The sequence below is a fragment of the Sphingobium phenoxybenzoativorans genome (genome assembly GCF_001757355.1).
In the GTDB taxonomy this organism is placed as follows: domain Bacteria; phylum Pseudomonadota; class Alphaproteobacteria; order Sphingomonadales; family Sphingomonadaceae; genus Sphingobium; species Sphingobium phenoxybenzoativorans.
The window spans coordinates 127,058-146,563 of record NZ_MINO01000004.1 but is presented as its reverse complement, the minus strand read 5'-3'; the positions used below and the strand labels follow the sequence as shown (position 1 = coordinate 146,563).

The window sequence follows — 19,506 nt, the reverse complement described above, 5'->3', positions numbered from 1 at the left end:
CTCCGCGCTTTTGCCGGTCACTCTGAAGCCCATGCCTCAATCCGCCGAAGATAGTCCGCCTTGAGCTTATCCCGCCGACTGGTCAGCTTCTCAATTACGCGATCATGGGCCTGCCTCAGCTTCCGCCTCTCTTCCTTGATCGCCTGTTCTTTGTTCCGCAGAACGCGATCCGCTTCGGCATAGGCTTCGTCTTCAGATGCCAGCGCCTCTTCCGCTTTATCTAAAGCGTCGCGACTGGGACGGGGGTTGGGCTTGGGCTTTTTCTCAGCCTTCGGTGGTGGCGGGGCGGGCGTCGCCTTAGCCGCACGGCGGCGTGGTGGTGCTGTTGTTTCGGGAGATCGAGATTGCCTGGCCTTCGGCCGCTTAGACCGAGCGGGCGTAGGTTCGCTTGCCTCGTCTGCCTTCCGCAGGACGCGGATTACCTTCCCTGGAGTCTGCAATGGGACTTCGATAAGATCGGTATCGGTGACAACCTCCGCTATGCCACGCGCAAATAGGTTGGCGTCAGCACCCCATGCTTCCAGCGCTGCTTTCTGGCTAGGCGCGGCGACATAGGCGTCGTGAAATCCGATCGGCGTTCTGAAGACCTTCAGCTTCGGCATTCGCGGAAAAATCGCCCTTGTGCTCTTCAGTTCCCCGCAGATGATGAAGAACGCCTAGAACAATAGGGACGCTAGGGACAATAGAGGCGTCAACTCGCTTCTGTTACCATATCGAAATGGCCGACTCGGACCCGCTCGTTTTCGCCGCCAAATGCGCCGGCATGACCGACGCAGAGCTGGTCATCGAATATGGGAAAATTCAGGACCTTCATCACCTTACTGATTGGGAGCAGGCCGTGGTCGACGAGCTGATGGAGCGGGAGGTCGAGGTCTAGCCATTTCGTTTGTTCTCATTTCGTTCTATCCTTCGGTCATGACCTGATTCGTGGAAGGACTGGACGATGACCGCAATAAGGGAGCTTCTCCGCCCCGCTGGGGGCAAAAGCGCTGACGTCTGCTATGGATATAGCGACGGTTGGTGCACGATGTGGCTAAAGCGCCCCGATGGTGACTTTGACCAGCTTCCTGGCGCCTATGGCAGTGTCGACGAGCTTATCGAGGCGATGGAGGATTATGCCCGGCGGCACGGGCTGACCATCGACACCCGCGAGCAGATTAGGGCCGAGCATAGGGACGTGCTCGCCTTCGCCGACCGCTCCGACGACGAGGCTTGCTACCCTTGTGCATGACAATGGCAAATTCCCGGAGATCCTGACGCCTAGCCAAATCCGCTTCGAGATTGATTTTGCTTTCGGGCAATTGTCTCGCGGCGCGCTTCGAGATTGGGCGGGCAAGAACGAACTGAAGTCGGCTGCCGCGCGCCGCTACATCGTCGACCAGATCGCGGTCCGGTTCGAACGCCTGCAGGTGCGAGGTCCGGGGTTGGCTCAGAACCCACTCTATTTCACGACCAAGCTGTCCGAATGACCCGCTGCCGCCTGTGCTCGACCAATGACATTGACGGTCTCGTCGAGGAAGTGGCGCAGGCGCTGTGGGCCAGCTTTCCACGCGATGTCGCGGGCACATGGGAAGATGCGAAGGGCTATTGGCAACATGTGATGCGCGGGCATGCGCGACTCACGATCAATCTGCTAAGGGACAGCCATACCTCCCATGATGCCGGAGCGGACAGTCATGTGTAACAGAGCCAGGCAGCGCGGCGAGCCGGAGACGCTGTTCACGCGCTTCAATGCCCTGTTCCCGGCCGAAAAGCCGATGGACAATCGGTTCAACCCCGTGGAGCTGTATCCCAAGTCCCGGACCTATGTCGTTAGGGAGGAAGCGGGCCAGCGAATTGCCGACGTGATGCACTGGGACGTCTTGGGCGGCATGGCAAATTTCCCGATGACGAATGTCCGGAACCTGTTCCTGCCACAGTGGCGCAAGCTGGCGTCTGATCCGACGAAGCGCTGCCTGGTGCCGCTGACAGAGTTTTGCGAGTGGGCGCCGAAGCCGACGAACCTGGGCGACGGCAAGAAGCCGGTACGCGGGGAGATGTGGTTCGACGTGGTTGATCAGCCGATTTTCGCCGTGGCGGGCTTCTGGCAGGCACTGGGCGACGCCAAACACTTCGCGATGGTCACCTGCGATCCGAACGAGCTGGTCGCGCCGATCCATCCAAAGGCAATGATCACGATTCTGCATGAGACTGACTGGGATCGATGGCTGCAGGGTTCCTATGAGGATGCGGTCGATCTGCAGCGGCCTTATCCTGCGGACCAGATGCGGATGCGGGGGCCGGTATTTCCCACGCGGACCGCAGCGTGAGATGGCAATGCTGAGACGCGTGCCTTGTCCGGACGTTCCGGAGAATGAACTGATTGCGATGATCGACGCGCAGATGGCCGCAGGGCTGCATGCGATCACCTATATTCGGATAGCGCCGCAGCGCCTTTGCGCCGTGCAGGTCGTGTCGGTGCAGGATCAGTCGATTGCCGAGTATGAACTTCCAGAGGCGGTGGCTCGGCACGCACGGCAGTATTTAGGGCGTCGTTAAAATGAGCCTGGATCTCGCAGCCAAAAAAAACGTCGCTGAGTTTCAGCGGGTTTGAGGGTCGCAGCCGTTTTGGGTAGGATTGGGCCTGTCACTCGACCCACCAGCGGCGCTATGTTCAGCTATGCCCAAACCACTGCTCATAAAGTGGGAGACCACAAATACCACTGGAGAGAGTGTTTGGATTTCGGCTGATGACGGCCGGGCTTTCTGGGTAAGATTGTCCCGGTCCGCACTCGCTGACGCATGTGCAACTCTAACGCCTGAAAGGCTGGACGTGCTGGGTGGCGCACGCGGACTTACCGAGAAAGCGATAGTTCACCGGCATAAATTAGCGTTGCTGGCCGGAACACTTCATCAGGAAGTCGGCTCACTAGGCTTTATTCTCGAACTGGAAGAGGCAGACTTCAGCGCCGTCCAGGCAGAAAAATAGCCCGGCGCAGGGAAGAGCACCGGGCTAGGATAAGCGTTGGTTTAACGCTCGGGTCGCGCGGCGGCACTGCACCAGCAACGGCCCGGGCACAAACGAAATCACCTTAATCTGGGTATCGAACCGCGACTTCCGAAGGACCCCATATCTTCCGTAATGTCCATATTGGCGCAAATCCCTCGGTCTGCAACAGTGAAGATCAGTCTCTGATCCAGATCAGGGACAGTGGCGTAACGATATACGATGTGGAGCGAGGCAGATGTCCCGGCGCGCATTCTGGATAGTATCGCGCCGGGACGGCATATGGCCCCCGCCACAAGCGAGGCGCGCAATAGGTCCGATTTGATTGATAATCTGTTATCGATGGAAACATTCGCATCTGCGTGAGGGCGCATGACAATCTGGCAGGAAGCCTATCGCGGCTATCAAATCTCGTACCAAGCCAGGGACAGCGTCGTTCGCATTGCCCGGCCCGGTGAAAACGAACCTCTCGACGTCATAGAATATGCAGCACCTGGCGAAGGGCGGTCGATCCTCCGTATCAAGGCGAAAGCGCTGATTGATCTCGACCGCGCACGGCTCAGATAATTTTCGGAAAAGTGCCTACCCAGCACACCGACAAAACCGACAAAACCCTCTTGAGTATGTCTCTAGGGAACTGGCGTTCGGCATCCTCGTTAGCCAGCCATGCCCAGAACACGCGATCTTCGGTATCATGATGGCCGCCTGGCGATGATCGTCGCGCAGGAAAATGGCATCTCTCGCAGCGCCTTCAACGATAGAATTAAAAAGGGCTGGTCGGTCGATCATGCTTGCACGGTACGTCTGAAGGAGCCGCGACCGATCGTGTAACTGTAGCCCCTTCGCCCAAATTGGATCGAGAGGTACATGCGAGGCGCGTCGACGCTCACTATATTCTATTCATGACCGAGCCACTGACCATATTCTGGGAAACCGGGCAGAGCATCGGTGATGCACTCCTGTTCCACGCCAGCGATGGCAGGCCAATTCTGGTAAAGGTTTCCCAGGCCTCGCTAATGGCCGCGGGCGAAGCGCTTCCCGACGACACCCTGCATAGGGTCGGAGGCTTCATCGCCTGGCTGGAGATCGGGATCAGAAACAGATACCGGGTCGATGAGATCGACGGCTCATTGCATGAAAGCCCTGATGGTCATCTGCTCTTTGTCCAGGCCGAGGATCTGATCATCGAGCCGGCCGCCTATTCAAAGCACTAGCAGAATCTGCGGAACCGTGCTGGAGACGTTCAGAAATGATTTTTAGCGAGGAGCATAAGGCGTTAATTGAAGACCTTACTCGAATGCGTGGGTGGATCAGTAACTCCTACGCGCAAATCGAATATCTGCTTGGCGACCTCATCCTCAGATGCAGGGCATTCCCAGAATACACAGCCCATACCGAAACCTTTACGCACAGCGCGGCCAAGCGGATAAAAAAGGTAAGAGCGATCCTAGGGGCAGAGGGGCCGATGAAGCAATTTGCTGAGGGCCTTTTGCCAATCATCGACCAATTCGAAAAAACAGAAGAGACAAGAAACCTACTAGCTCATGGCTTTTGTCAGTTTCACTACACGCCATCGGGAGATGCCGGTCTTTATTTTCAGAAGTTTCATCGCCAGCCCGACCGGGATGACGCCCGCCTTGTGAAAACTTTTACTCCAAGAGCCTTGCAAGAGGAGCGAGACCGCATTGTACCGCTTGCGCATAGTATGCTGATGCTGGTGGTGGATATCCACAATCATTTCGGTTGGCTTCAGCGCGACCTGTCTGATTTAGGTCAGTCCCCCAGCCAAGCCGAGTAATAGATTTCTACACGCTCATAGCCCAGCCGCTCGAACAGGAACGACGCTTCCTTGTGGCACTTCGATCCGACGAACATCCGATCCACGCCCCGGCGCTTGGCCTCAGCCTCGACGGCCTTGAATAGCCGGACGCCGCCCATCTGCCCGCGATGCTCCGGCGCAATCCAGAATATGTCGAGAGTGAGCGTCAGGCATGACTGGTAGTGCAGGCCGGGGGCGACAAAGCCGACGAAATAGCCAGCCAGCTTCCCCGCTTCCCGCATGACGATAAGAAGAATCTGACCAGCAGCATCGCGGCGCAGATATTCGTCATATTGCGGGTCCAGTGGCACTTTGTCTTTATTCAGCGCCAGTTCCTCCCAATGCCTGGGCAGCATGGGCTTTACCTCATCAAGAAAGGGCGGGAAGGGTTCAACGCAGGCGGTCAGCATGTGCAGATGTCCGTGATGATGACGATCCGGTCGTCGGCAGAATTATTCGTGACCGAATGCGTTTGCTTGTTGTCGATCCACCAAGCCTCGCCAGAGCGCATCTGAAGCTGTTCACCACCGCAGGTGAAGATCGACCCCTGCAATGACTGGAGGATAATCTGATAGCGGCGATAGAACGTGACTGGCGCGCCATGATCCTCGTGCGGGGTGATGACCGCCCCAGCGGGCAAACGCGTAATGATGACCCGGCCAAGCTGGGTTCCTCCCACGCGGCGCATAAGGTTGAGCACCATGTCCCGCACGGGGTGCAGGATATCCCACGCGGGATAGGGATAGGTCTGGATATCGTCGATCGTGTCGGCGGCACTGACGCCCAGCCGGTTGAAGCGCAGCCAGATATCATCGACGGCCGTATGAGGCGACTGCGGATGCGTCGTCCGCAGGTCGTTCTGGTTCCATAGCTCCGGATGAGCGGCGAGCGCGTCCAGCATCGGCGTCACGTCGATACCTTCCGCGATGTTGAGGAAGTTGCGCATCAGTGGAGCACCGGGCGCAGCATATCGTGGTCAATTCCGGACTGGGCGATGAAGCATAGGCTGAGCGCGGACTGACCTTGGGGCGAGTGGATCACATAGTGCAGATTTGACGACAGGGCCTGGAAGGCTCCCACTGCCGTATCAAACGGCTCGTTGAAGTGGTTCGCCAAAGCCTTGAGAAAATCGACGGCAACGCACTGATTGGCAAAATCCTCAGATCGTTTGAACGCTTCTGCTCTGGCGGCGGCGACTTCGGCGCGAAGGTTGGCAATAACCTCTGCATCGGTTCGGTTGTCGGTCATTGGCCCAACCCCACTTCATTGCGGATAGCCTGACGGACAAGATCAGAAAGGCTCATACTTTCGCGCTGTGCCTTGTCAGCGGCATTCTGGATCAGAGCGGAGTTGATGCGGACGCGCAAAACAGCGTCATGGATCAAAGGACGGTCAGCCATCATGGCCTCCATGCAATGAGATGACATCCGAATGACGGAAGGAAATCTGAGATGCTGGAGACCAGCGTGCGAGCATTTGCCGCAATCTAGGGCGCTGGTGCGCCGTGCCACATATGTAGCAATCTGCGCCCACATTAATGCCGGTGGGTTCGCCGCGCAAGCGTGCTTTGAGTTGCGATATCCGCCTTTACTTCGGCGCGTCAGGGAAGGCCGCCCAGGGATCATCCGCCTTTCCGCCGTCGGCCAGGATAGATTTCGCCTCCTTCCGCGCCGCTTTGAGGATTGTGAAAACCTCGTGCTGCTTGTCCTCGCGATCCATGCCTTTCCATTCCGGCGTCGTGACCAGTTCCCCGATCTGATCCTTGGCGATGCTGCCCGACAGTTCATGGAACTGGCCATATTCGCGCGCGGTCATGTCATCCTTCTCCGGCGGCTTGGAGATGTGGACCCCGGCATCAAGCAAGGCCTTCGTGACGGGATCATTCTCGCGCGTGGACTGGCGAACTGGCGAAACGATGTCCGGACCCAGCCCGCCCTCCATGACGATCGGCTGCCCCCAGATATCCCGGCGCGGCTCCAGCGTCTTCGACAGGCCAGGCACACGGGCGCGGACGGCATCAAGAACGCTTTCGGCTTCGCGCATCGTCGGATCGACCGTGCGGGCAAGCTGGGCGACACCAGCCGGAACAGCGAACGAACTGCCAAGCCTTTGCAGAAAACTGTCAGCATAGCGGGTCGGATCGTTGATTGCTTCGATCACACCGGACATGCCGGAGAGCCAAGTCTTTGACGACAGGTTCTGCACGATCGACGCCGTTAGCAATGCCGCCACCTCGTCTTGCTGTTTCTCCGTCATGTGGTCCTGAAGCTCGACAAGGCCCGCTGCAACCCCCAGCGTGGTCGCGAACGGATCAAGGCGAGAATAGCTGACATACTTGTCACCGATCTTGATGGAATAAGGCTGCCATCCATCGGCACGGAGCAAGGCTGCCGCCTGTTCATCGGCCGGGCCGTTGCCAGTGATAAGGCCGTTGGCCGCCATCTTCGCTGCAACCGCGCCAACGCCGGTCCCAACCAGCATTCTGGCAACCGCCAGGTCGCGGCGCTCTCCTCCAGCAGCCACATCTCTGCGCCACTCTGTCAGGATAGGGGCGGCCGGGGATCGCTCTACAGCAAACTTGAGAAGGTTCGTCGGCGTCCGGACGAACGGCACAATGAACTTAAAGCCGGGAATTTTCTGAATGCCCCGCGATATATGCTGCATCCCTTCACCCAGGGGGCGTTGAAAGGTCAGGTATCTGCCATAATCGAACGCTCGATCCAGCATTTCTTCCGTGGGGTTCGCCAGCAACTCCGCCGCGCGGGCTTTGGCTTCTTCACCGGTCAGGCCCTCACTTGCCGCCTTCCGGACAGCCAGGCCGGACAATTCCATGCGCCGCGCCATGCCTTTGAACAACTCGTCACTGGCATTCAGCAAGCGCGTGGGCGTGCGAATAACATTGCCGACCTTGCCGGGAATAGCATCCTGCGTCCGCGCCTCCACCTTGCCCGCAAAGTCCGAGCCTTCGCCCGTCCGCCAAGTCCGTGCCGCCTGCGCCAAACCTTCCCTGGTCCCCTGAAGCAAACCCACGGTCCGCGCGCCAAGCTCGGAAAACAGAACGCGATCGGTGCGATGCTTCTGAAGGGCAAGCTGTCGCGCGCCACCGATACCAGCCGCGACGGCATGTTCGGGGATCTGGGCAAGCGCCGTCATGGTGTTCGACACCGCGTTGACTACATGAGTTGCCGGACCAGATAGCAGCGAGTTGATCCAAAATTCGTTGATCTGGTCGAGAAACTTGGGCTTCAGCGCCTTCGCCGCCATCTTGTTCATGTCGCCGGGGCTGTCGGCATTCTCCAGGATGAGGTCGGCCGCCGCTTTCAGACGTTCCTTTCCACCGCCGCCTTCAGACAAGGCGTTGAGGATATTGCCCCGGACATTCCGACCATCGGCGACCATGCGGAACTGCGCCAGCGTGCGGCCAGCTTCGGCCGTGATGCCCGCTATCTGCTCCTGTATCGCGACATGCCTAACCCATGCCTGGCGGAAAGCCGCCAGCTTTTCTTCGCCGGGATCATCAAGACGCTGGATCGCACGCGCCATGTTCACCAGCTCATTGCCGGACTTCGCAAGGATCTGACGCGCAGCCAAAGCCTGCTCGGCATTGAATGCCTGCCCAGCGCGCCGGGATAAGAGTTGGCGCGCCGTCATGCCGATCTCACTGGCAAGCTGCTCGGTCTCGGCTTGGGCAATCCGTCCACGGGTGGCGGCATCGAAACTGCCGACCCTCTGGTTTGTCATTGTCAGCGCGCGTTTAATATCCTGCGGGCTTTCCAGCTTGCTTAATCGAATGTTCCCGGCAAAGTCGGGGGCGTTTTCGCCCCATTCTTCATAAGCCGTGACGGGGGGCTGGTTCGCTTCAAGATCGTCCATCGTGACGGGCTGGCCCCGATCTTCGACCAGAGGCGCACCTTCATCACGCGCCCGTTCCACTGCAAGGCGCTGATCGCGGGCAACGGCGAAGGCATCGACCTCTGCGAGATCGTCGGGACGGAAAGACCGGTTGATTCCCCGGTTCGTATTGTCCACCGCGTCCAGAAACTCGGCGACGGTCGGCCGTTCGGCATAATCGGGGAAATAGCCCTCCCTCCAGGCGAGGTCGGCCGCATCGTCCAGCGTCATGCCGTTTTCATTGTCGACCAACTTCCCAAAGCGTTGCTCGCCTTTGGCAAAGTCCAGATCCCGCCCGGCGTTCGTCACGCCCATATGCCGAAGTTCACCACCCTTATCGATCAGACCGCCTTTGGTCCGCAGGAAAGTGTTCAGATCAAGCGGCCCACGCTTGGGTAAGGTGCGCGTCGCATCGACTGGCGATGGCAAATCGCGGCGGCCAAGCTCGTCCATCTCGTTCGGCGCTTTAACCGCAGGATATCGGCCGGCACTGATCGCCGCTGCCTCATCGAGCGATGCAACCTCATTCGACGGGATGGGCAGGACATCCGCAGGGTTCACACGCTCCGCCTGCTGCATCCGCGCCATATCCGTGGCGGCATCAAGCATCGGTCTCGCGCGGTCGTTCACATCGATGCGGTCGATTATTCGCGGGCTACTGATCGAAGGCATGGTGGTTTCATTGAGCATGTCAGCCCTGCCGCCCGCCGAGCCACTGCTTGCCGCCCCAGGAAGTGCAGCACCCGCGCCGCTCATCTCTGATCGAGGCCCAGCCGCCTGCCGGAGCATGTCGAACAGTTGTCCCGTCAATTCGTTTGCGAGATGGGGAGGCACGCCATTCCTCACCATCGCCTCAGCAATCATCGGAGGCACGCTATCCTTGTTGACGCCCCGATCGCCAAGGATGCGATATCCTTCGCGGACGGTAGCCATAGCGGCCTGCTGCGGCGCGCCGCCCTCGCCACGTGCGACCGCTTCCAGATCGCCGGTGTTCAGTTTCCTTAACGCCCAGCCCATTTCCGATGCGATGCTGTGGTCATCGTCGGTCGGGATGATCAGGCCATAAGCCTTAAGCACCTCATCCACGTCATCGCTGTTCGGCAAACCGCCGTCTTGGTGATCGGCCCATCTGGGATTGACCAGGCGATCTATGTCATCGGGGACATTGCCGCCGAAGTGCTTATCCAGCGCATCCGCCAATCTAGCGCCGGCCCTTTCAATCGAGCCTTTCTCGATAGTTCGGCGCAGTTCGGGTGAAAGCTCCATGCCGCTACGCGTCGCGGCGTCCATGAGGTCAACGCGCTCTTTCGCCAACGCCCGGCTATGTAGAGCTTCAAGTTCTTCCGGTGTCTGCCGCCAGAGGTCGGCGATCGAGCGCTGATATCGCGCCTTGCCTGCCTCCATAGCGGACCACTCATCGGCCAAGCGGGCGCTTTCGGTTGTGGAGGCAGCATTTGATGCCTGGTCTGCCGCCTCAACGATATCTTGCGGCGCATCCGCGAAAGCGTCCCAATCTCTACTGGCAGGGGATGGCATTACATCCGGAGCAGCTTCCTCAACGCGGCCACGCACCTTGTTGATAACGGCTCGACCGGCAGGTGCGACGGCATTGAGCAGTTCAGCGCCACCAACACCCAGCACTGTGCCAGCCACGCCACCAACGCCAGCCGATGGCAGGCGGTCCACCACACCACCTTCAGCACCACCGAAGCCAGCCAATGAGCCTTCGGCTGCCCCGGCAACGGCGAGACGACGACGAACCGCAGATTTCGCAGCCTGTGCCGCCGCGAAGCGGGATCCGCCATTTAAGAGAACACCGCGGGCGGCTGCTGCGCCGACGCCCTCAACCGATGCGCCAGGCAGAACGAGGCCGCTGGCAAGCTGTCCAGCGAAGCGCGCATAAGGATGCTCAGCATCATCGTAGGCAAGGACACCCCGGTTCTGATCGATGTTGTTGTAGAGGATATCGCCGAATCGGCGGTCGCTATCCCAGATATTTTCCCTGCCGGGCGTCAGACCCACAGTATCGATGACGCCGCCGATTTCATCGAGCATGTTGATAGGGTCGGCAAGACCGCGAACACCTGCACCTAATGCTCCGTCGCCCTGATTAGTCAGGACCGGGGGAAGCGCTTCATAGGTCACTCCATCAGCGACATCGCGGCCCTTGTTCCGTTCGGCAATGAAGCGCTCGACAACCTTGGGATCAATCTGGAACCCGTTCGCCTTGGCATAGGCCAGCAGGTCGGCAGCAGTGCTGTTCCGGTCCTTTGCAAGCGCCATATAGCCTTGCTCAACTTCCGGTCTCAGACCCTGGAACGGCGTAGGCTCATCAGGGAATACGGCGATGCTGTTGCCGTACTGGCCTTCTTCTGCTTTTGCCCACGGGTCCGCTTTGCCCGCACGGAAGTCTTTCGGATATTGGGCTTGCCCCGCGAATGCGCCACGCCGGTTGAGACGTGCTCCGCGCTCCGCTTCCATATATTCCAGGAGCCGGTCGGGATCGTTCTTCAAATATTCCGGCGTCGCCATCCCCAAACCGCTGCTCAATACCCCCTGCGCGGCGTCTCGGCCGCCTGACGACAGGGCAACCACCGGGCGGTTGTACGTCATCCATCCGGTTGCAGTGACGACGCCATCAGGTCCAAGGTTCTGGCCGAGATAGTCCTTTGCCATATGACCCAAAGCGACGGGCTGGCCGTTCCTGCGGCCTTGCTGATCCAGTTCGAAGGCATCGACGCCATACAGCCGGGCGTTGTCGCCGGACTTCAGTCTGAACGTGTCACCGTCATGGTTTTCGCCGGTTGGAGCGGACAAGATCGATCCGGCAGCAGGCGCTTTGCGGACAGACAGCGTTCGACGCTTTGCTGTTTTCTGAACGCTCCTGGGCGCGTCTTCGAACTGCGACCAATCCTGATCCGCGACCGGCGCGTCCGGGAAATCATCCCACTGGCTCGCCATCACTTGTTGACCTTCACGCCGCCGCCCGGAATGCGGAAGTAAGCCCCTTTCGGTAGCGCCCGCGCCTCAGCAGGGGTTTTAACATCATGGATGACGGGCGCAGTGCCCGCGCCTTTTCCACCCTTCGGACGGGTAGACGAAATATCCTGACCCCTGCGCCGATCGCGGGATGCGATATCCTGGCCTCGTGCAATCAGTCCACGGCGGCCATCACGGTCTGCAATGATGCTGGCAGTGTTGCGATCAGCGCGGGCGTTGTCCGCCTCGTCATCTTCAATATCCGCAGCCAGGCGACGATCCGCGCGATCCACATTGAAGGCCTGTAAGACAGTAAGGCCGAGCCGCGCACGACCTTCCGCAAATTCCTCATCCCATACTTCGGGCAGGCCCTTCACGCCTTTCGCCTCCAGATCGGCTCGCAACTCCTGATAAACGCCGTCTCGTTCTTCTTCAGGATATTTCCGCACAGCATTTATGAGCTGGGATTCCATCTGGACCTGCTGCTGGGCGATCTTCGCGGTTTGCGCGCGCTGCTGTCCGTCCATGCGGATAAGCCCGATCGCCAGCTTGGGATCGTGCGTCATGATCTTGACCAAAGCTTCATGGTTCAATTCGCCCATGCCCGGCTCCTCCGCTTTCGGACGCGCCGTCACGACAATATCAGGGCCTTCGCCGTTGCCCTCATCGCCGCCTCCCGGTGGAGGGGGATTCAGCACGCCAACTCTGGTCGGACCATCGATCCGGGAAAGCGCAGGCTGACCGCCGTGCAACAGGGGAGCGCCAGTCTGGGAATTGCCGGTGACATCAGCCAGAGTAAGCGCGGGCTTGGTCGCACCAGGGCGATTATACAGATAAGGAAGCGCCGCACGCACCGCGCCATCATCATAGCGCTTCTGCAACGCATTGGCCGTGTCGATATCGCCAGCCGCCACAGCCTCATCGATCGCGCCTTGCGGATCAGTGCCGAATTGCGACAACGCAGCCCGAACCCTCTTTTGCTGTCCCAGCTTCTGCCCAACCTGATACCCCGATAGAGCGGCGCTCACGAAGTTCGGGGTGCGCGCCATTGAAAAATCGAAGTCCATGATCTGCCCCTATTTTGAGTAAGACGACTTGAGACCCTGAGCGAGCGCATAGGTGCTCAGCCCGGATTGCAGCGCGCCATTGATGTTCCCCGCATTCGCCAACGCCGCCTGTCCCTGTGTCTGGGCGGCGGAATTGTTGTTCGCGCTGGTGGCATTCGCGAAATTCTGCGCATTGCCTGTTAGAGCGGTGGCAGCGCCTGCCCCGACGCCTTGCTGCTGGACCAGGCGAGACAGATAATCGCCGAAGCTGAGAGTGGATTGGTAAGCGCCATACTTGGCCAGGGCCTTCATCGCCGCACCGCTATCCAGAAGGCCACGACGACTATAAGCAGACGTAACTGCGCGCTGTCCTTCAGCAAAGCTATCCTGGTAGCCGGTGCTGTTCCGGAAGTTCTCAAACGCCGCATTTTGAGCATCCAACACACCTTGACCGGAAGAAAGCGCGGCAGGTTGGGGCTGCGCTCCGCTTGTATAGGCGGAAATATCCCGGCCCTCATTCTGGCCATAGAGGTTGTAATGGTTCTGGCCGTAGGCGCCGATATCCTCGCCCGCATGGAACCGCTGATAATCCGCGAGGATGTCAGGGTTGCCGGTGACATAGGCAGACCAGTCCGTGCTTGGCGACTTGGAGGGACTGAGGACGCCTTCGGTTCCGCCTAGGCCGAGAAGGGCTTGGATAGCGGGTGTCGCTCTGTTCCCCGCCTGCACGTAGGGATCGAGTGTCGCGCGGTTCTCGTTATAAATCCGCTCCTGAAGCGCATTGTTCGTCGAGGCTGCCTTGGACGCCGCTTTCGACGCCTTGCTACTGGCCGACGCGGAAACGGCTGCGCCTCCCAGGGTGGCCACGCCACCAATGACGGCTGCGGCGACCATCAGGCAGCATCCCGCAGAGAGCGGCGCATCGTGTGACGCAGATATTCCGCCATCGTCATGCCCTGCTGGCGCGCCCTTTCGGAAGCGCTGGCAACGAGCATGGAGTTAGCGCGGAAACGGATTGTGGTGTCGTGCACAGATAGCCGGTCAGCCATCGTCATCTCCAGAAATCAGAATGGAAAGACAAGCAGATGATGCCGCGATATCTTCAGTTCATTCCGAATAACGGAGGTTCTGGTGGGACCGTCTCTGCGGTCACCGATGCAATCATGGATTGCCGTTCTAGGCAGCGCTCTCGCCGCAGACCCGCTTGCGTGGTCGTGTTGACTACATACTATTTATCGAGGTGGGCCGCAACAGATCGTTGATTGTTTGAATTTCAATCAAACTCGGCGATACCTCCCGGAAGGGAAGGGGAAAGTGGCATGGCCGGAAAAATAGCGAAAGCGATACATCAGTGGCAGCGTGGGGCGTTCATATTCGCCTTCATGGCTCTAACCATCGTTTGCGGTTATTTGCTGGCCGGATTGCCAATCGCGGTTGCCGCCGAGATATTCGGCTGGCCTGACAGCGTTCGCGATCAATGCATTATCGTTTTTGGAGCACTGGCCGCACCATTTTTATTTGGTAGCAATGCGATGGCTGAAACTCTTAGAGACTTAATCGGCCTAAAGCGGCGATGACATTACCCGGTGCGATCCGATCGGATGCGAAGGACTGCGCTGCGCAGACATGGCCGCAGGGGATAATGTCGCGCTAAAGGAAGATCGGGTACAATTCCTAGAAGCAATTAGCCTTGCAAATTTGCAGGGTTCAGGTGCCGCGCGCATTCATGCCAAGCCGGACGAGCTGCCGAATAGCTTCACCACGGGAGGGCAACTCTGGATGAGCGCGCCGCCAGTCGTCGATAGCTCGCACTTCAGCTGCGGTCATCATCACCGGAATGCGCTGGTCTTTCAGGTCTGTCATACACAACTTATACTCAACTTGTGCCACTTGCGCAATATGGGTTGACAGTATTGCTTAACAGGCACAAGTTGCACAAGTCCTCATGACGAGGGCGACCTAGCCAAGGCGCGCCAACGCCAAGGCCAGGTCTAATCGCAACCCTGAGTAGAGGGAACGACTATGACCTCCTTACATGCCTCACGGCGTGCCGTCATCGGTGCGCTTTCAACAATGCCCTTGGCCATGTGCGCCAAACCCGCACCGGCCGCTATCCCGACCAGCGAATGGAACAGTGCAATGGCGCACTACCTTCAGGCCAAGGCTGTGTCCGACGATTATGCCGAAAGGATCCACAATCCGGTCTACAAGCGGGTATCGGCGATCCAGCCGGAATATCGGATTAAGCACGTAGCCAAGGACGGCTCATCCGCGACGTACCGGATTCCCGCGTGCGAGTTTGCGCAGTACGAAATCGATGAGAATGGCTTCGATTTCTACGCCCATATCCGTCCGAAGATTGAGGAGCTGAAGACTAGTCACGCCAGATATGAGGCACTTTGCCGCAGGCTGGACTATTACGCCATCAACGACCGCATGGACGCTTTGGCTGAGCAGGAATGCGACGCTGCCTATGAATTGATGCAGACCCCGGCACCGCATTGGGCAGCGGTCACATGGAAGATGGACTATCTGTTCGGGCCGGAGGCCTGCGGCAAAAGCACCCCCTGCTATAATCTCGATTATGTTCAGCCCTTCTTTGATGACGTGAAGCGTCTGGGAGGCGCGGCATGAGCGTCACCACACCCACGCGCGCTGAGGATTGGCTGGCCTGCTTCGAGGCTGTCGGTGGCGGATATGCCGCTAGCCCTGAACTTCGCTTCTTCTGGGCAGTCCAAGGCCGATCGGACGCTGAACAGGCCGAAGCCCGCCGTCTGCATACCCTGCTGGACGAAAACATTTACCTGTGGGCGGACGTGACGGCCGCTATTGAAGCGCGCTCCGCGCGGGAGGCGCTGTCATGAGCGTCATCAATCCCGTCATGGCCGGCTACTTGGCCGACCCTTTCACATTGCCCGAACAATACGCGATGACCGGGCGGGGAACATGCATGTCGCCCCTGATCGAGGACGGGGACCTACTGGTCTTTGATCGAACGGCGAAGGTGCAGAACGGCGATATAGTCGGCATCCTTCTCGATCCGGCGCAGGTGCCGGAGGACGAATATCCTGGGTTCGTCAAACGACTGTTGGTCGGGCCACCGCCGAAGGATTTTCCTTTCGGCAACGCGTGTTCTCCCGCCATCATCGTGGAAATGCTCAATCCGCCCCGGTGCATGTCGATCCCCATGTCGAAGGTGACCGGCATCCATAAATGTCTTGGCAAGGCTGAGCGCGGCGAGGACGGCTTTGTCCAGTTCCACCCCGGCAAGGGAGGTTTTCAATGATCGCCCTGCGCCATAACCCGCCCGCACGCTGCCTGCCTTCGCGGCCCGTGCATTTGCCATCACAAGCGGCGCAGAAGCGAGGCAAGGACCTGAACAACGTCGCCGCCGCCTATGTCGGTATCGATCTGCTCCGGGCTGTCGAGTGCTTCCTGCGCGACACTGACACTCCGCCATCCCGCTTCGGCCGAGACGCTGCGGGTGACCCCCGGATCGTGTTCGACATGCGCAATGGCAGAGAGCCGAAGCATAAGGTCCGATTGAAGCTGCTGTTCTTCATCAATCGAGCCTACATTGCGCGGGCTGGCAATGGGGAGGGACGCTAACATGGCGACGATCCTTGAACTACCTTCCGCATCCCAGCCGCTCCCACCCGCCGTTATCTCGCGGGTACTTAGCCGCTTCGATCGCACGCAGCTTTCGGCCTTCATTACCGTCGCTATCGATCTACTAGACATCGCTGATGGCGACGCCGACGCGGAGGAGGACGACCCAGCCGAAGCCAATGGCGACGAAACGGACGGCAATTTCGCGGAGGATGAACCCTGTACGCGTTTCCTCAATATCGACAGCGGCCCCGGCTGCATCATCTCCGATCCCGACAAGGGTGTGGAGGATGAGGCACACGATCCAGAAGGCATGTGACCGCCAGCCGTATGCAAAATATGCTACCCGCTATCCACTTCTTGGCGATTGCTGGCTAAGCCGACACCGCTATCAATAGTGAAGCCTATTCAGGCATCCTCTCCCAAACTCTGCGGGCTGGCCTTTGCGCCGGCCCTTTTTTTGCCTCCAGCCTCGCAATGATGAGGCTTGTTGCTCCAAATCAGATCCAAACCGCTTTGACATTTCATATCTCTTTAACCACCTTCCGACATTGATACGCGGGGGGCGTTGACTTATATGTCAATACGAGATTGCTTGAAGGATAGGGTGAATGAGAAAAGTTTGATTGAAGTGATTCCCCTTCTCGGAAGTCAAGCTCGTCCTCGGAGTTTGTGGACAACGAAGCATGTCTTCGATCAGCTCGATCCTCAAACCGCAGAAGACGAACTTTCAGTCCATGCGGGGCGCATACGCAGAAAGCTAGATCGGATCGTGGCCGGGAAAAGACTGGTAGTAGGTGAACGGCGTGACAAAGATTGTGATATAAAACGTCTAGACCCAGCTAAAGATGAAGTGTGGGAAATACGCGAGCGTGATCACCCCGGAATAAGGATTTTTTTTCGCTTCGTTGAAAAAGACTGTATCGCGGCGATGAATATTCGAACAATTCCAGATCTTTTTTCAGCAGTCTGGTCGGCGCTTTACTGGCCGGAATGGCGGTCGGAAATCCGGTTGTGCAAAGCACGTTGGCGAACACTTTTTGTAAATTATCAGCCGCACAGTGGAGTGAACGTGAATGACTACCTCTCTAACACCATTGCAGCAGGCGATCTCCGAACCTGAAATATCCAAGTTTTGGCTAGGCTATATGCAAGAGGAGTTTCGAGCGGAAGTTCGCGACAAGCTGCTAGAGGTTTTTAGCACCGCCAAATTTTCCGATGGTTTCACTAAAGCCGATCTTGCGCGCAAGTCCGGGAAAAAGCCTGAGCAAATCACGCGATGGCTGAGCAGCACCGGCAATTTTGAAATCGATACGATTAGTGATTTATTGTTAGCGATGGGGCACGTTCCAAGGCTGCAGGTTGTACCGGTTGCTGAACTTGAGCCGCGAGGTATTCCTAACGATGTTCACGAGATTAGTCATTTCGTGAAAGCTAATGGCGTCCTCGTCACAAAGGAGACCAGGACAATAGTACAGATGTCGAAAGGGGCTGCCAGTGGTGGTCGGCAGACATTGTCATTGGAAACCGTATGATCATACCTGTGCAAATGCCTTTTGGCTACGCGATATTCTGCGATGATTTACGAGATGAGATCCATGGAAAGCTAACGATAGTCGGCGTTTATTCTGGAGACATGATTATTCAATCATCATCACCGGTGAATTTACCCCAACTTTGTATGCTAGCTGTAGTCAGGATCAGTCCAACAAGTGTGCCCTTTTCAGGCTCTTTAAATCTGATACGCGAGGATATTGGGGAAGATCCGCAGGTGATATTCTCAACTTCATTGGACGTACCTGATGAATTGTTTGCGAGCATACCAATGCCGCCCGCCTATGATGGCGAGCAACAGTTCATCGAGATGCGAGTGCCACTTAAGATGGCGCCATACAGTGTTAGCGGCGAGAGCGTGCTCCGTGCGATACTCCAAATTGGTGAAGATGAGCATCGCCTCGGCCGCCTGAAAATAACCCTTGCTCCGATCCAGGACGTCGAATCCGAGCCGATACGGAACTAACTTCCATATCCCACGCTCTTTCCACGCGGGCACGCCGTTGTCGCCCGTCCCTCCCTTGCCCCGCAGCCTGATCGGCGCGGGGCTTTTTGATGAGTGCGGATTCTCCGGCCCGGAGCCTTCTCATATTCAACGGCAGGCGATGTCTGCCCAAGCGGAGACTATAGCGGCTCCAGAACCAGCCACTGCTGAAAACGTCACTGCCACTGCGCCTATTCGCTGCCAGAGGCTTAGCGAGAGGGGCCGCTTTATTCTACTGGTTTCCCATCCCAATATAGAGCCGCCTCTTGACCGACGCCGAGAAAATCACTCGGTTCGTGAGCGTACGTTACTTGGTGCATATAAATACGTCTTGCCCATGCCGGACGGTCGACCTGTCCGCCGTCTTTGACCAGTCGCCTTGGAAGAAAGTTACACTCTTAAATCCGGAGCTTTGAAATAAGTCCGTAATGTCTTCATACTTAAATCCGATTACTTCCTCCGGTCTATCAGGAAAATCTGTAAAAGAACCGTCATGCAGTGCATGTGAGAACTTAAGTCGCGCATGTTTAGATTGGCTGGTCGCATCCGTAATCGAAAACCATGTCGAAAACAGACGGCCACCTGCCTTTAAAACTCTATAACATTCTTTCAAATAATGACCTGCTTCACGCTTATACATATGTGTGAACACACTGGTCGCAAAGGCAAAGTCGATCGAGTTATCTAATGCGGGAAATTCCACCTCATATGGCTGGATGGTGCCCGCCGGATTATAGTGCCCGTTCCAGGCATTCACGTGCACGAACTTAAAATTTGGATGCTGGCTTGAGATCACATTTCGGCAAATGTCGGCATCGATTTTGATCACATCGAAACCGATCAGATCATTTTCCCAGTTGAAACGCTCGCCAATGCCGATCGCCATACGGCCTGGGCCGCAACCAATATCCAGAACCGTGTCCTTTGATGAAAGGCCACCCCAAATTTCGAATGTTTCAGCAAATTTCGCTCCTCCTTTGAAGAAGTCTGGCCCGCCGTGTCGGGCCGCTCGCTCAGCAGGTATTACAAGATTGGACATGACTGGCTCCTCTTTCAGTCAAGGCATTTAAAAATGCTATTTGAAGGGTCGTCGCGAGGCAACCAGTTCATTTGCTTTGCCATTCCCGCGTGAGGCTAA

The 19,506-nt window shown here is 57.8% G+C and carries 28 protein-coding genes; 17 read left to right on the top strand and 11 right to left on the bottom strand.

Features of this window, described 5'->3' with window-relative positions:
- Positions 1-17: 17 nt before the first annotated feature.
- Positions 18-602 (bottom strand): hypothetical protein, encoded by a 585-nt coding sequence (locus tag BHQ40_RS03935; protein WP_070152646.1) that lies wholly within the window; start codon positions 600-602, stop codon positions 18-20.
- Between the two features lie 341 nt (positions 603-943).
- Here BHQ40_RS03935 and BHQ40_RS03930 point away from each other — a divergent pair, with 341 nt between their 5' ends.
- From BHQ40_RS03930 to BHQ40_RS03895, 8 genes are all read left to right on the top strand, one after another.
- Positions 944-1,231: a hypothetical protein gene (locus BHQ40_RS03930; protein ID WP_070152643.1), complete on the top strand. Its 288-nt coding sequence runs from the start codon at positions 944-946 to the stop codon at positions 1,229-1,231.
- On the top strand, positions 1,224-1,469 hold the full coding sequence (locus BHQ40_RS03925) for a hypothetical protein (protein WP_070152640.1): 246 nt from the start codon (positions 1,224-1,226) through the stop codon (positions 1,467-1,469). The genes BHQ40_RS03930 and BHQ40_RS03925 overlap by 8 nt, the downstream gene beginning before the upstream one ends.
- A complete protein-coding gene (locus tag BHQ40_RS03920) occupies positions 1,466-1,684 on the top strand; it encodes a hypothetical protein (RefSeq protein WP_070152637.1) in 219 nt (72 codons plus the stop codon). Before BHQ40_RS03925 ends, BHQ40_RS03920 begins: the two co-directional genes overlap by 4 nt.
- Positions 1,677-2,309: an SOS response-associated peptidase family protein gene (locus BHQ40_RS03915; RefSeq protein WP_070152634.1), complete on the top strand. Its 633-nt coding sequence runs from the start codon at positions 1,677-1,679 to the stop codon at positions 2,307-2,309. Before BHQ40_RS03920 ends, BHQ40_RS03915 begins: the two co-directional genes overlap by 8 nt.
- A 58-nt stretch (positions 2,310-2,367) precedes the next feature.
- Positions 2,368-2,538 (top strand): hypothetical protein, encoded by a 171-nt coding sequence (locus BHQ40_RS03910; RefSeq protein WP_171905749.1) that lies wholly within the window; start codon positions 2,368-2,370, stop codon positions 2,536-2,538.
- Between the two features lie 820 nt (positions 2,539-3,358).
- Positions 3,359-3,553, top strand: a complete 195-nt coding sequence (locus tag BHQ40_RS03905) for a hypothetical protein (protein WP_070152628.1) — start codon at positions 3,359-3,361, stop codon at positions 3,551-3,553.
- Positions 3,554-3,888: 335 nt separating this feature from the next.
- Positions 3,889-4,200: a hypothetical protein gene (locus BHQ40_RS03900; protein ID WP_070152624.1), complete on the top strand. Its 312-nt coding sequence runs from the start codon at positions 3,889-3,891 to the stop codon at positions 4,198-4,200.
- Positions 4,201-4,235: 35 nt separating this feature from the next.
- The gene (locus tag BHQ40_RS03895; RefSeq protein ID WP_070152621.1) at positions 4,236-4,784 is read left to right on the top strand and encodes a hypothetical protein; all 549 of its coding nucleotides are present in this window, start codon (positions 4,236-4,238) and stop codon (positions 4,782-4,784) included.
- Here BHQ40_RS03895 and BHQ40_RS03890 read toward each other — a convergent pair.
- The 8 genes from BHQ40_RS03890 to BHQ40_RS26050 form a co-directional block, all read right to left on the bottom strand.
- Positions 4,760-5,215, bottom strand: a complete 456-nt coding sequence (locus BHQ40_RS03890; protein WP_070152618.1) for a GNAT family N-acetyltransferase — start codon at positions 5,213-5,215, stop codon at positions 4,760-4,762. The two genes, BHQ40_RS03895 and BHQ40_RS03890, sit on opposite strands and share 25 nt — an antisense overlap.
- Entirely contained in the window at positions 5,209-5,751 is a 543-nt protein-coding gene (locus BHQ40_RS03885; RefSeq protein WP_070152616.1) for an aspartyl/asparaginyl beta-hydroxylase domain-containing protein, read from the bottom strand. The genes BHQ40_RS03890 and BHQ40_RS03885 overlap by 7 nt, the downstream gene beginning before the upstream one ends.
- Positions 5,751-6,053, bottom strand: a complete 303-nt coding sequence (locus BHQ40_RS03880) for a hypothetical protein (protein ID WP_070152613.1) — start codon at positions 6,051-6,053, stop codon at positions 5,751-5,753. The genes BHQ40_RS03885 and BHQ40_RS03880 overlap by 1 nt, the downstream gene beginning before the upstream one ends.
- Positions 6,050-6,208, bottom strand: coding sequence for a hypothetical protein (locus BHQ40_RS26055; RefSeq protein WP_171905748.1), 159 nt, complete (start codon positions 6,206-6,208; stop codon positions 6,050-6,052). Before BHQ40_RS26055 ends, BHQ40_RS03880 begins: the two co-directional genes overlap by 4 nt.
- Before the next feature lie 184 nt (positions 6,209-6,392).
- Positions 6,393-11,657 (bottom strand): thermonuclease family protein, encoded by a 5,265-nt coding sequence (locus tag BHQ40_RS03875; protein ID WP_070152610.1) that lies wholly within the window; start codon positions 11,655-11,657, stop codon positions 6,393-6,395.
- Entirely contained in the window at positions 11,657-12,742 is a 1,086-nt protein-coding gene (locus BHQ40_RS03870) for a hypothetical protein (protein WP_070152606.1), read from the bottom strand. Before BHQ40_RS03870 ends, BHQ40_RS03875 begins: the two co-directional genes overlap by 1 nt.
- 9 nt (positions 12,743-12,751) lie before the next feature.
- Positions 12,752-13,615 (bottom strand): hypothetical protein, encoded by an 864-nt coding sequence (locus BHQ40_RS03865; protein ID WP_070152602.1) that lies wholly within the window; start codon positions 13,613-13,615, stop codon positions 12,752-12,754.
- Positions 13,615-13,770, bottom strand: a complete 156-nt coding sequence (locus BHQ40_RS26050; protein ID WP_171905747.1) for a hypothetical protein — start codon at positions 13,768-13,770, stop codon at positions 13,615-13,617. The genes BHQ40_RS03865 and BHQ40_RS26050 overlap by 1 nt, the downstream gene beginning before the upstream one ends.
- Before the next feature lie 270 nt (positions 13,771-14,040).
- Between BHQ40_RS26050 and BHQ40_RS03860 the strand changes: the two genes are divergently transcribed.
- Positions 14,041-14,298, top strand: a complete 258-nt coding sequence (locus BHQ40_RS03860) for a hypothetical protein (RefSeq protein WP_070152598.1) — start codon at positions 14,041-14,043, stop codon at positions 14,296-14,298.
- A 130-nt stretch (positions 14,299-14,428) separates the two neighbouring features.
- Here the strand turns inward: BHQ40_RS03860 and BHQ40_RS26045 are convergent, their stop codons facing one another.
- Positions 14,429-14,584, bottom strand: a complete 156-nt coding sequence (locus BHQ40_RS26045; RefSeq protein ID WP_171905743.1) for a hypothetical protein — start codon at positions 14,582-14,584, stop codon at positions 14,429-14,431.
- 276 nt (positions 14,585-14,860) lie between these two features.
- Between BHQ40_RS26045 and BHQ40_RS03855 the strand changes: the two genes are divergently transcribed.
- From BHQ40_RS03855 to BHQ40_RS25550, 8 genes are all read left to right on the top strand, one after another.
- Entirely contained in the window at positions 14,861-15,355 is a 495-nt protein-coding gene (locus BHQ40_RS03855; protein WP_070152595.1) for a hypothetical protein, read from the top strand.
- Complete coding sequence (locus tag BHQ40_RS03850) at positions 15,352-15,585, top strand: hypothetical protein (RefSeq protein ID WP_070152592.1); 234 nt, start codon at positions 15,352-15,354, stop codon at positions 15,583-15,585. The genes BHQ40_RS03855 and BHQ40_RS03850 overlap by 4 nt, the downstream gene beginning before the upstream one ends.
- Complete coding sequence (locus BHQ40_RS03845; protein ID WP_070152589.1) at positions 15,582-16,007, top strand: S24 family peptidase; 426 nt, start codon at positions 15,582-15,584, stop codon at positions 16,005-16,007. The genes BHQ40_RS03850 and BHQ40_RS03845 overlap by 4 nt, the downstream gene beginning before the upstream one ends.
- Positions 16,004-16,330 (top strand): hypothetical protein, encoded by a 327-nt coding sequence (locus BHQ40_RS26655; protein WP_253183248.1) that lies wholly within the window; start codon positions 16,004-16,006, stop codon positions 16,328-16,330. Before BHQ40_RS03845 ends, BHQ40_RS26655 begins: the two co-directional genes overlap by 4 nt.
- 1 nt (position 16,331) lies before the next feature.
- A complete protein-coding gene (locus BHQ40_RS03835; protein WP_070152584.1) occupies positions 16,332-16,649 on the top strand; it encodes a hypothetical protein in 318 nt (105 codons plus the stop codon).
- Between the two features lie 288 nt (positions 16,650-16,937).
- A complete protein-coding gene (locus BHQ40_RS25555; RefSeq protein WP_139139174.1) occupies positions 16,938-17,453 on the top strand; it encodes a hypothetical protein in 516 nt (171 codons plus the stop codon).
- On the top strand, positions 17,407-17,865 hold the full coding sequence (locus tag BHQ40_RS03830) for a helix-turn-helix domain-containing protein (protein WP_070152581.1): 459 nt from the start codon (positions 17,407-17,409) through the stop codon (positions 17,863-17,865). Before BHQ40_RS25555 ends, BHQ40_RS03830 begins: the two co-directional genes overlap by 47 nt.
- Positions 17,862-18,350, top strand: coding sequence for a DUF6941 family protein (locus tag BHQ40_RS25550; protein ID WP_139139173.1), 489 nt, complete (start codon positions 17,862-17,864; stop codon positions 18,348-18,350). Before BHQ40_RS03830 ends, BHQ40_RS25550 begins: the two co-directional genes overlap by 4 nt.
- A gap of 325 nt (positions 18,351-18,675) precedes the next feature.
- On the opposite strand, the gene BHQ40_RS03820 is transcribed toward BHQ40_RS25550, so the two are convergent.
- The gene (locus tag BHQ40_RS03820; protein WP_083276680.1) at positions 18,676-19,407 is read right to left on the bottom strand and encodes a class I SAM-dependent methyltransferase; all 732 of its coding nucleotides are present in this window, start codon (positions 19,405-19,407) and stop codon (positions 18,676-18,678) included.
- Positions 19,408-19,506: the final 99 nt, after the last annotated feature.

Excerpts from the sequence above, each read along its gene's own strand:
- BHQ40_RS03850 (WP_070152592.1), top strand. The coding sequence starts at position 15,352 with ATGAGCGTCACCACACCCACGCGCGCTGAGGATTGGCTGGCCTGCTTC.
- BHQ40_RS03875 (WP_070152610.1), bottom strand. The coding sequence starts at position 11,657 with ATGGCGAGCCAGTGGGATGATTTCCCGGACGCGCCGGTCGCGGATCAG.
- BHQ40_RS03915 (WP_070152634.1), top strand. The coding sequence starts at position 1,677 with ATGTGTAACAGAGCCAGGCAGCGCGGCGAGCCGGAGACGCTGTTCACG.
- BHQ40_RS25550 (WP_139139173.1), top strand. The coding sequence starts at position 17,862 with ATGATCATACCTGTGCAAATGCCTTTTGGCTACGCGATATTCTGCGAT.
- BHQ40_RS03930 (WP_070152643.1), top strand. The coding sequence starts at position 944 with ATGACCGCAATAAGGGAGCTTCTCCGCCCCGCTGGGGGCAAAAGCGCT.
- BHQ40_RS03830 (WP_070152581.1), top strand. The coding sequence starts at position 17,407 with ATGACTACCTCTCTAACACCATTGCAGCAGGCGATCTCCGAACCTGAA.
- BHQ40_RS03845 (WP_070152589.1), top strand. The coding sequence starts at position 15,582 with ATGAGCGTCATCAATCCCGTCATGGCCGGCTACTTGGCCGACCCTTTC.
- BHQ40_RS26050 (WP_171905747.1), bottom strand. The coding sequence starts at position 13,770 with ATGGCTGACCGGCTATCTGTGCACGACACCACAATCCGTTTCCGCGCT.
- BHQ40_RS26655 (WP_253183248.1), top strand. The coding sequence starts at position 16,004 with ATGATCGCCCTGCGCCATAACCCGCCCGCACGCTGCCTGCCTTCGCGG.
- BHQ40_RS03920 (WP_070152637.1), top strand. The coding sequence starts at position 1,466 with ATGACCCGCTGCCGCCTGTGCTCGACCAATGACATTGACGGTCTCGTC.
- BHQ40_RS03870 (WP_070152606.1), bottom strand. The coding sequence starts at position 12,742 with ATGGACTTCGATTTTTCAATGGCGCGCACCCCGAACTTCGTGAGCGCC.
- BHQ40_RS26055 (WP_171905748.1), bottom strand. The coding sequence starts at position 6,208 with ATGATGGCTGACCGTCCTTTGATCCATGACGCTGTTTTGCGCGTCCGC.
- BHQ40_RS03895 (WP_070152621.1), top strand. The coding sequence starts at position 4,236 with ATGATTTTTAGCGAGGAGCATAAGGCGTTAATTGAAGACCTTACTCGA.
- BHQ40_RS03835 (WP_070152584.1), top strand. The coding sequence starts at position 16,332 with ATGGCGACGATCCTTGAACTACCTTCCGCATCCCAGCCGCTCCCACCC.
- BHQ40_RS03855 (WP_070152595.1), top strand. The coding sequence starts at position 14,861 with ATGGCGCACTACCTTCAGGCCAAGGCTGTGTCCGACGATTATGCCGAA.
- BHQ40_RS03905 (WP_070152628.1), top strand. The coding sequence starts at position 3,359 with ATGACAATCTGGCAGGAAGCCTATCGCGGCTATCAAATCTCGTACCAA.
- BHQ40_RS03820 (WP_083276680.1), bottom strand. The coding sequence starts at position 19,407 with ATGTCCAATCTTGTAATACCTGCTGAGCGAGCGGCCCGACACGGCGGG.
- BHQ40_RS03910 (WP_171905749.1), top strand. The coding sequence starts at position 2,368 with ATGATCGACGCGCAGATGGCCGCAGGGCTGCATGCGATCACCTATATT.
- BHQ40_RS03880 (WP_070152613.1), bottom strand. The coding sequence starts at position 6,053 with ATGACCGACAACCGAACCGATGCAGAGGTTATTGCCAACCTTCGCGCC.
- BHQ40_RS03890 (WP_070152618.1), bottom strand. The coding sequence starts at position 5,215 with ATGCTGACCGCCTGCGTTGAACCCTTCCCGCCCTTTCTTGATGAGGTA.
- BHQ40_RS03935 (WP_070152646.1), bottom strand. The coding sequence starts at position 602 with ATGCCGAAGCTGAAGGTCTTCAGAACGCCGATCGGATTTCACGACGCC.
- BHQ40_RS03885 (WP_070152616.1), bottom strand. The coding sequence starts at position 5,751 with ATGCGCAACTTCCTCAACATCGCGGAAGGTATCGACGTGACGCCGATG.
- BHQ40_RS03860 (WP_070152598.1), top strand. The coding sequence starts at position 14,041 with ATGGCCGGAAAAATAGCGAAAGCGATACATCAGTGGCAGCGTGGGGCG.
- BHQ40_RS03900 (WP_070152624.1), top strand. The coding sequence starts at position 3,889 with ATGACCGAGCCACTGACCATATTCTGGGAAACCGGGCAGAGCATCGGT.
- BHQ40_RS03865 (WP_070152602.1), bottom strand. The coding sequence starts at position 13,615 with ATGGTCGCCGCAGCCGTCATTGGTGGCGTGGCCACCCTGGGAGGCGCA.
- BHQ40_RS26045 (WP_171905743.1), bottom strand. The coding sequence starts at position 14,584 with ATGACAGACCTGAAAGACCAGCGCATTCCGGTGATGATGACCGCAGCT.